This window comes from Bacillota bacterium, assembly GCA_012518215.1.
GTDB lineage: Bacteria > Bacillota > Dethiobacteria > DTU022 > PWGO01 > JAAYSV01.
In genome coordinates this window covers 1-8,801 of the sequence record JAAYSV010000023.1, presented here as the reverse complement: position 1 = coordinate 8,801, position 8,801 = coordinate 1, and the positions used below count along the sequence as shown (strand labels likewise).

The following is an 8,801-nucleotide window of genomic DNA, read 5'->3' as shown; positions in this document are numbered from 1 at the left end:
TTGTTATTGTTAATTTTGTATTATTCTGGCTTGTAAATAAATTGCTGCACAAGTCAAAATAATACTATTTACATGGTATCACAAGGAAAGCAACCGAAAAATAATCCTATGCTCCCATTTAAGGTAGGACCAAAGTCCCAAGATATAACAAAACCCCATACTTGAGGAGCGGAGGTCCTGCATCATCACCGAAGCGATGTTTTCACAAAGCCCTTTTCTGAACCCGTGTCAGGTTTCAAGTTTCATGCATCAAACTTCGTCCAACTTGATTGAAACATCAAAAGGTTCTATCAACATACATAATATTATATACTCCAATTCTACAATAAAAGAATAAATCCTTCTTGATCCTGCGCTATTTTGGATTCTCCTTCCCGACCTGATGCCGGCAAACCGATGACGGCCAAAAAATCCGGCCAACAGTATCTTCTTCATGATCAGGGCGGCGGTGCCCTTCTTTTCCTCCCTGCAGAAAAAAAAAGATGCTCTTGCTAGATCAAGAACACCTCCGTTATCGTTTCACGATCTCTTTACCGGTATTATCTACCCATCGTTGATTTTGAGGAACCGGCGTCTATTTTTTAGCAATCTTTTTTGACAAACATCTCCCCCGTTTTCACCGCGTTCCCGTATGCCCTCAATATTTTCAACTGCTCCCGGACCTCACCGAGTTCCCGCTCCATCTCGCGGAAAGACTCTTCCAGCAGGTCCTGGTTTTCATTCCTCCTGATCAGAAATCCCTCGATCAGTTCCGCAACCCTGGCCGTATTCCCGGCGAAAGTATTTTTCCTTATCTGCCGCAACAGGCGATCTATCTTGTTTCCTATACCGGCCAGGGAAACCTCGTTTTTGTTCAGGATGGCCTCCCTTTCCTCATCAAGTGCACGGTACAATCTTCTTCCCAGATGGGTCATCAGGTCCATCGATGTCACCTCAATCATTCCTCCACCCGCTATTGGGAACCGCCCGCGAGTCCATTATTTCCAGATCCGGCGCATGGATCTAAGCAATTCTTCCGCCTTGGCAACAGTATCCACATCTTTTTTTATGTTTGCCTCCAGAAGCAGGTAATACAGATAATCGTAGAGGCTGATCAGGTTCGCCGCAACATTCTTCAAATGGGGATTGATCGAACCCATCAACTCGCTGACAATATCCTGCGCACGGCCCAGGCACCGGTTTGCTTCATCGAGATTATCTTCAAGTATCGCTTTCCGTCCCCGGCTCATGAATTTCAGAGCACCATCGTAAAGCATGAGCACCAGTGTCAGGTGGTCGGCGGTCTCGATCTGGGTATTCTGATAACTCTGATAGGGATTTGCGGTCTTCATCCTTCATCAACCTCCTGATTCTACTGCCCGCCTGTATTGATCTGGCCTATAAAATTGTGCAGGAACAGGCCCTGGCTCTGCATCATGGAAACATACGTTTCCAGATAAGAAAACCGCGCTACCAGAGAACTTTCCCGTAATTCCATCCTGTATTCCAGACGCTCGTTGTAATCTTCCAGGCTGGTTACATACGACTGCAGCTGTTTCTGCTGCCCGGCAATTATACCATCCGTCCGGACCAGCAACTTGGAATATTCGCCAATCTGCTTGACCAGGCCCGTGGAACCGGGGCCTCCGGACGCGGCACCAAGAAGGCCCGCCACCCCATCGGGATCTTCCTGCAATGCAGCCTTCAGCTTGGCTTCATCGATCTCCAGATATCCGTACCTGTCGGGAGATGAGATGCCCACATCGCGCAGGGTGTGGAACTCCCCCCCGATCGAAGTGACAGCATTCCCCGCCAGCTGCATCAGACGGCTCTGAACCTGCATCAGGACGGTATTTCCCTGCAGGGGGCCTTTGTCCTTCTCCATGAGATCCCAGATCATCTTGTTGACCTTGTTGTATTCACTCACAAAATTTCTGATCGCCTCCAGGGCCGGCTCATCATTCTGTTCAACGGCGATGGTCACCGCCCCCGTATCATTCAACAACAATGAAACCCCCGCGATCAGATCATCGACGGTATTGGAAGAACGTTCTATTTCCAACCCGTTCAGGCTCAGCTTTGCATTGCGGGCATCTTTCAACTGATAGGCATACTGATCGGCGGCATCCTTGAAGTTCAGGGCAAGCAGGATATTGTCCGTCCCGTATTGAGCTTCTTCACCGGCAGCGGGAACATAACGCGAAGTCAGGATACGCCCCTCTTCGCCTTCCTTCAAGCTTTCCAGCACCATCCGGTAATCGCCCGACTCCTTCATCACCACATAGGATTTTACCCCGGTCTCATCCTGGACGGCATTGATCTTCTCCGAGAGGTCATACAGCGAATCTCCCTGCTGGACCGTGATGATCATCTCCTGGCCCGAGACCCCGATACGGAAACTGCCGAACAACCCCAGAGATGCACCGGCATCACTCACCGCCCCCTGTCCTGCAGCCGGACCCATGGCCACGGTATGCCTGGTTGCCAGCTGCTCAACATCAATATTGTAGGTCCCTTTCTGGGCCGCTCCGGTAATATCTGCCTGGACAATATCCGTTGCAGAGGAAACCGCCTGCAAAGCCTTGAATGTTCCCGGAAGGAAGATATCAGCAGCACTCTGCTCAAGCGCCTTCAGTCTCGTGGCCAGACTGCGCCAGTACTCCATCTTGTCCTGAGTCTGTTTGATCAACAGATTGTTCTGCGTGATCGGCCGCCGTTCCAGCTGCATCAGTTTTTCTATGATTTCATTCACATCAAGGCCCGAGGCAATCCCCATCGTCCTCATACTCACGGTCCTCACTTCCTCTCATAAAGTATATTTATCGGTCAACGCCGTTCGTCGAGCAATATCCCGATCAGGGTCTGGATCTGGGCAACCAGGTTGAGAACCTGCTCCGGAGGTATCTCCCTGACGATCTCGTCTTCCGTGACATTCAATACCTGCACCAGCCAGCGCCCCGAAGATTCGTGCTTTCTGAACCTCAGTCCGATATCAAAAGTTATCGCCGTCTCGTTGAGCTTGACTATTGCCTTCTCCATCTCGGCCTGAAAAGTCTCGTCGCCCTGAAAAGGCAATGCCTTGAAAAGCCGATCATCCTCGTGTTGCTTCGCCTTGACATCGGTCGCCATTTTTGCGGATTCTTTAACTTCCTGTCTGTTCACCTGGCCCTGCATGCGTTCCAGCGCCTCATGGTCGATACTCTCAACTTTCATCTAGCTCACCTCTCTTGAAAAAAGCGGGGCCGGCCTGTGTAAAACCGGCCCTCGCCTGGAAAATAACTAGCTGAGCAATGTCAACACTGCCTGCGGCCTTATGTTGGCATGGGCCAGCATGGCCGTACCCGCCTGCAACATGATCTGGTTGCGGGTGAAGTCGATCGTCTCCAGGGCAATGTCCGCATCGCGGATGCGCGATTCGGAGGCGGAGAGGTTCTCGGAAGCAACGCTCAGGTTCCGGACCGTATGCTCGAGCCGGTTCTGGATCGCACCGAGTGTGGCCCGTTCTCCGGCAACGTCCTCGATGGCACCATCTATGATTGTGATGGCACTGTCTGCACCAGTCTGGCTATCGATATTCACGGCGTTAACGCCCAAGTTAGTGGCATCCATATTATCAATCGAAACCGAGATATTCTGGGTTGCATTGGCGCCGATGTGGAAGAGCTTGGTTGTAAAGGTACCGTCGAGCAACGCCATCTTGTTGAACTCGGTGTCACTGGCGATGCGGTCGATCTCATCGATCAATTCTGCAATCTCCAGCTGGGCCAGGGCACGGTCAGCATCCAGGTAGGTGTCGGTGGCGCACTGCACCGCCAACGTCCTCATCCTGACCAGAATGGCGCTGGTTTCGATCAATGCCCCTTCCGCGGTCTGGATCAGGGAGATACCATCCTGCGCGTTGCGCACGGCCTGGTCCAGGCCGCTGATCTGGCCGCGCATCTTCTCCGAAATCGCCAATCCGGCGGCATCGTCGGCCGCGCGGTTCACGCGCAGTCCCGATGACAGCCGCTCCAGTGACTTGTTCAACCTCATATCGGTGTCATACAGGTTCCGATACGCATTCAACGCTGAAACGTTGGTGTTGATCCTCATAATGTCATCCTCCTTGATAAGTTTTTTTACGGCTTCCCTGCCGTCTTTTATTTGATTCGCCCCCGTGGAACGCCCTCCGGAAAATGGCTTCTTCCCCATCAACTCCCCCCCGCCTGAATTAAAAGGCGCCGGGACGAAACCTGAATATTCACCTGTTCATTTCCGCTGCCGGCCGATCCCCGGCCTCGGTATTTTCTTGAACTGCAACGCCGATCTGATCGCCTGCAAATTTTCCTTCCTCACCGCTTCATAAAGCTCCTGGCGATAAACCGACACGTTGGCGGGTGCTTCGATACCCAGGCGGACAGCACCGCCATCAATCGTTACCACCGTGATCTTTATATTCCCCCCGATCATTATACTCTCGCCGAGCTTACGGGTGAGCACCAGCATCGATTTGCACCGCCCATCATCCGCTCCATTTTTTCATGTATCCAAGGCCACCCTTATCTTGTCGAGCCGATCGGGAAGGATAACCTGCTTTGCCTTCCTCAGAACCGGATTCACCATTACCGGGGCCGCCAGGTTGGCAAACATTTTCTTCCCCCGGATGGTTACCACGACCAGCACCAGCACTTCTTCTTTTTTCTTGATTTCCAGTTCCCGCTGATCGGCTTCCGCAAGATCAAATTCGTATTCCGGAAAGAAGGGAAACGGGTCGGTCAGGATCAGCCCGATATCCGGGTCTTCAACCGACTCGAAGATGACAAAATATTCATTGTCCGGAACCGGTTCCACCAGAAAATTGTGGCACCCCTCGAGGCCAAGAAGGCCCTGGGGGAAATACATACGGTTTTCGCTTGTTTTTTCCGGAGCAGCTGCCTTCACGGATGTATTCATCTTCAAACCACCCTTCCTTCTCAACGCAAGTAGTCTATCAGGGTCGGCATCATCGTCCGCGCTCCCGTGGACAGAGCCGCATGATGCACATTTTCCTGCATCATGTATTCCGTTATCGTCAGGGCCAGGTCAATATCCTCGACGCCGGAACGCATCTCGCGCAAATGGATATTCTCGCTCATCAGTGCCTTCTGCATGATCTCCACCCTTTTCAGGCGCGCCCCCATCGTGGAGATGCCATCGAGGAAATCATTGATCGCACTGTCAACACTCATCAGGCCCTCGTTCCCAAGATATGCGGAATCGTCGGCATGGAGAGCATCCAGGATTTTTCTGACATCATCAAATATTCCAGTCCCCCTGAAGGCTTCGTTGCCCGTAAGATTGAGCGTAACTTCCTGGAAAGGGCTGATCTCGAGGTTGCGCACCCCGTCATCACCGAGATAGGTAAGCGTTCCCGCAACTTCCCTGTAAGGGGCTTCCAGGGTCTGATGCCCGGCAAAGATATAGAGGGAGTTGAACTCGGTGTTGCCAACCCCGACCAGGTGGTTGTAAAGCTCCTCGACTTCCTTGGCCATGATCTCCCTATCCTCATCGGTATGGACATCATGGGCGGCATCGAGGCAGATCACGCGTATTTTCTGCAGAACAGAGATGCCATCCAGCAGGGCATACTCCGTGGCATCCATCCAGCCCTGGCATTCGGTCATGTTCAGGCGATACTGCTCGTTCCGGTCAATCGAGGCCGTGTAGCGCATCGATTTGTTGACCCCCACGGGATTGTCCGAGGGACGATGGAAAACCTTCCCCGTCGAAAGTTGGTTTGATAATTTCTCGAGCCGATTCAGGCTTCTCTGCAGATTGTACCTTACCGTGTCCCCGACCATCATTTGCGTTACGCGCATCCTTGTTTCCCCCTGTTTATTGATCAGAAAGATCAATCTTTATTGTGATTATCGATAACCTATATTCAGCAATACGGCAAGCATCTCGTCGATATAGTTGATGAACTTGGCCGCTCCCTGCCAGGCATGCTGGAACTGGATCATGTTGATCGCCTCTTCATCGATGTTCACCCCGGTGATGGACCTGTGCCTTTCGCGCAGTTGCATCTCGGCTTTCTCGTAAACACTGGTCATGCGGTCACTCTCCATCCCCTTGACGCCCATCTCCGTTATCATTCCGCGGTAATAATCCGAAAAAGTTGCCGTCTTTTCAAAAGTACCGTCCTTGCGCAGGGAGCCGATGGCCTTCTCCATGCGCAGGCGCCCCAGTTCCAGGGCGACCTCCCCGTTGCCGGGCTGGGCGGCCTCCGAGGCCGCACCGATCCGGGCCGGATCTTCAATGATTTCCGGGTTTACATTGAACTGCAGGGAGGCCGGGCCGCCATCGTCGGCAATTTCATTGAAGAAATTTCTCCCCGTAACGAAATCGAGCCCGTACCCATCCCTGTGAATGGCATTGATACTGTTCACCAGCTGTGTAACGATGTGGTTCATTTCGTCCTGTGCACCCGGAAGCGTATCGTTTACCGTCTCCAGCAGACCTGCGAGCCGTCCGGACTGCAAATCCAGCACCTGGCCCCGATGGTTGACGATCTCATATCTGTCGTAAAGGGCGCCGGGGATTTCCCTGGTCTGCAGATGTACCGAAAAGGCGTATTTCTCCTGCACCAGAAGCCGTCCGCCGATAAACACATCCACCGCACCATTATTTTTCTGGTAGACAGCAATATCAACAAGCTTGCCGAGCTCCTCGAGTGCCAGGTCAAGCTGATCAAACATCTCGTTGGATTTTTCCTGCAGGGCATGGAGGTAGATCAGTTTTTCGTTTATACCGGCTATCTCCGAGGCCAACCTGTTCAGTTCCACCACCGTGGCCTCCGTCTCATCGACAAATCCCCTGCGAAATTCATTCAAACGGTTGTAAGTATCACTGATAGCCCGGGTAAACGTGATGGCATGGTCACGAAGCCCCATGCGGACAGCTATGCTTTCCGGGCCTGCACTCAGATGATGCCAGGTATCGAAGAAATCCTCCAGCAGTTTGCCGACACCTTCCTCGGAAGGTTCCATCAAGGAAACCTCGACAGACCGGTAAGCTTCCTGCATCGTCTCCCAGTAAGACTTGTATGACCCATTCCTGACCATCTGGGTATGGTAAAATTCGCTGCTGATGCGTGTTATATCGCTTATCCTGACCCCCTGGCCGGGAGCAATCTGATTGCCGGCCACGATAGCCGGGACGATCGCTTCCATATCCACCCGTTGCCGCGTGTATCCAAGCGTATTCGCGTTGGCCACATTCTGGCCGCTCACTTCCATCCCCTTGTACTGTGCCATCAGGGCCGACCTCCCGATCTCCAGGCTTCCGAATAAACTCATGTGTCAACTCTCCTTTACATTAGCAGCTCTTGTCTATGTTCCGTATTTCCTTGTCCAGGATATCTTTCAACTCGCCCCGCTGATCATACAATTCTTCGCCGGGCAGAAAATATTTTTGCATGTTCTTGATAAAACTGAATCTTTCCCGCAACAGGTCGCCGTTTATGGACTGCAACACGTTGACATGTTTGATTTTACCGGCGACGGCTTCATACAGGTCCAGGAACTGTTCGCTTTCTTCCTCTTCATCAATTTCTTTGACCAGCGCCGCAATATCCGATTTATTTATATCGAGGGAGAGAAGCATCTCCTTGAATGTTCCGACCCTGTCCTGCAATGCATCACGGTAATTCTGGGAAGCGGTGATGGCCTCGTGATCGCCCCGGATGACGACTTCCTGCAGTAGCTCCTCGGCAGCCACTATCTCGGCCAGAAGCTCGTCACCCTCCTGGAAAAAGCCTTTCAACATATCGATATTCAACTTCCCGCCGGATTTATCCGTCACCTTTGTATCCTCCCCGATAAAAAAACTAGGCATCAAGCATCGATTCTGCCAGCTTGGATGTATCAACTTTGTAAGTGCCGTTATTGAGACTTTCGGCAATGGATTCAAGGCGTACTGCCCTTTCCATATCTTCTTCCCTCTCTGTTTTTTCCAGCTCACGTTGAAGCACATCCACCGCATCTGATATTTCCGTCTTCTCGCCGGGGACGGCTCTGCCTGCCCTGGCTGGAATATCTTTTGTTCTGCTTTCGAATTTCAGCAGTTGCTCCAGAATGCTGCGATAACCTTGAATCTTCATCTCAGTCACTCACTTCCATGATCATCTATGACCCTCTACCATTGAATATCGTCATCCGGGGGAAATAATTAAGGGGTATTCATGAAATAGCCGTTTTTTTTTACAAAATTCATCTTGCCCGGATAATTAAACCTTTATTCTGCCACCGGGAACCTCTTTTGCCTTGCCATTCCTGGCCTTCTACACTCTGTCATACCACCCCGTACCCCTTTGTTACCATTGCAAATTTTCTGATTTCGTACTGTTCTGCTCCCGGCAGTCCTTCAGAATGACAGTATAATATAAACGGCTCCCTCCCCCTGTCATTCCGAGCAAGCGGTCTTTGACGGGAACACCAACACGAAGTCACAGAGAATAATGATGTAGGAACGGTAACAGCAGAATAAAAAAAGCGCCGCGAGGAATCTCGGGCAGGGTCAAACATTTTGCTTGATGATGGCGATGGTGATTCGTACTGCTCTGCTTCCAGCAGTAAGGTAAGTGGTATTGATAAAGGTTTCAGCGGGTGCCTGACGTTCCCCCTTTCTTGTTTTTATATGTTGGCTTGGCGACTGGGCCGTTCATGGGCCATAGCAAAAGAACGGTTCAGGGAGTGTGGGGTCGACCAGGGGATTCTTCGGTCGCCCCAAAAAGCAGGGCTCCCTCAGAATGACAGGTAATACACTGTCACATCACGTCGGCAGTCCCGTTTCGCTTCCTCGCC

At 51.7% G+C, this 8,801-nt stretch carries 11 protein-coding genes; all 11 read right to left on the bottom strand.

The window, feature by feature from the left end:
* Positions 1 to 581: 581 nt before the first annotated feature.
* Positions 582 to 941, bottom strand: coding sequence for a hypothetical protein (locus tag GX364_04160; protein NLI70046.1), 360 nt, complete (start codon positions 939 to 941; stop codon positions 582 to 584).
* A 36-nt stretch (positions 942 to 977) separates the two neighbouring features.
* On the bottom strand, positions 978 to 1,331 hold the full coding sequence (gene fliS / locus GX364_04155) for a flagellar export chaperone FliS (GenBank protein NLI70045.1): 354 nt from the start codon (positions 1,329 to 1,331) through the stop codon (positions 978 to 980).
* Between the two features lie 20 nt (positions 1,332 to 1,351).
* Positions 1,352 to 2,770, bottom strand: a complete 1,419-nt coding sequence (gene fliD, locus GX364_04150) for a flagellar filament capping protein FliD (GenBank protein ID NLI70044.1) — start codon at positions 2,768 to 2,770, stop codon at positions 1,352 to 1,354.
* A gap of 35 nt (positions 2,771 to 2,805) precedes the next feature.
* Complete coding sequence (locus GX364_04145; protein NLI70043.1) at positions 2,806 to 3,192, bottom strand: flagellar protein FlaG; 387 nt, start codon at positions 3,190 to 3,192, stop codon at positions 2,806 to 2,808.
* Positions 3,193 to 3,258: 66 nt separating this feature from the next.
* Entirely contained in the window at positions 3,259 to 4,071 is an 813-nt protein-coding gene (locus GX364_04140; protein ID NLI70042.1) for a flagellin, read from the bottom strand.
* Positions 4,072 to 4,227: 156 nt separating this feature from the next.
* Positions 4,228 to 4,464 carry a carbon storage regulator CsrA gene (csrA, locus tag GX364_04135; GenBank protein NLI70041.1) on the bottom strand — a complete coding sequence of 79 codons (237 nt, stop codon included), beginning with the start codon at positions 4,462 to 4,464 and terminating at the stop codon, positions 4,228 to 4,230.
* A gap of 33 nt (positions 4,465 to 4,497) precedes the next feature.
* A complete protein-coding gene (locus tag GX364_04130) occupies positions 4,498 to 4,917 on the bottom strand; it encodes a flagellar assembly protein FliW (GenBank protein NLI70040.1) in 420 nt (139 codons plus the stop codon).
* A gap of 14 nt (positions 4,918 to 4,931) precedes the next feature.
* A complete protein-coding gene (flgL, locus tag GX364_04125) occupies positions 4,932 to 5,816 on the bottom strand; it encodes a flagellar hook-associated protein FlgL (protein NLI70039.1) in 885 nt (294 codons plus the stop codon).
* A 48-nt stretch (positions 5,817 to 5,864) separates the two neighbouring features.
* The gene (gene flgK, locus GX364_04120; GenBank protein ID NLI70038.1) at positions 5,865 to 7,295 is read right to left on the bottom strand and encodes a flagellar hook-associated protein FlgK; all 1,431 of its coding nucleotides are present in this window, start codon (positions 7,293 to 7,295) and stop codon (positions 5,865 to 5,867) included.
* A gap of 19 nt (positions 7,296 to 7,314) precedes the next feature.
* Entirely contained in the window at positions 7,315 to 7,800 is a 486-nt protein-coding gene (locus GX364_04115; GenBank protein NLI70037.1) for a hypothetical protein, read from the bottom strand.
* 25 nt (positions 7,801 to 7,825) lie between these two features.
* The gene (locus GX364_04110; GenBank protein NLI70036.1) at positions 7,826 to 8,098 is read right to left on the bottom strand and encodes a flagellar biosynthesis anti-sigma factor FlgM; all 273 of its coding nucleotides are present in this window, start codon (positions 8,096 to 8,098) and stop codon (positions 7,826 to 7,828) included.
* Positions 8,099 to 8,801 lie beyond the last annotated feature (703 nt).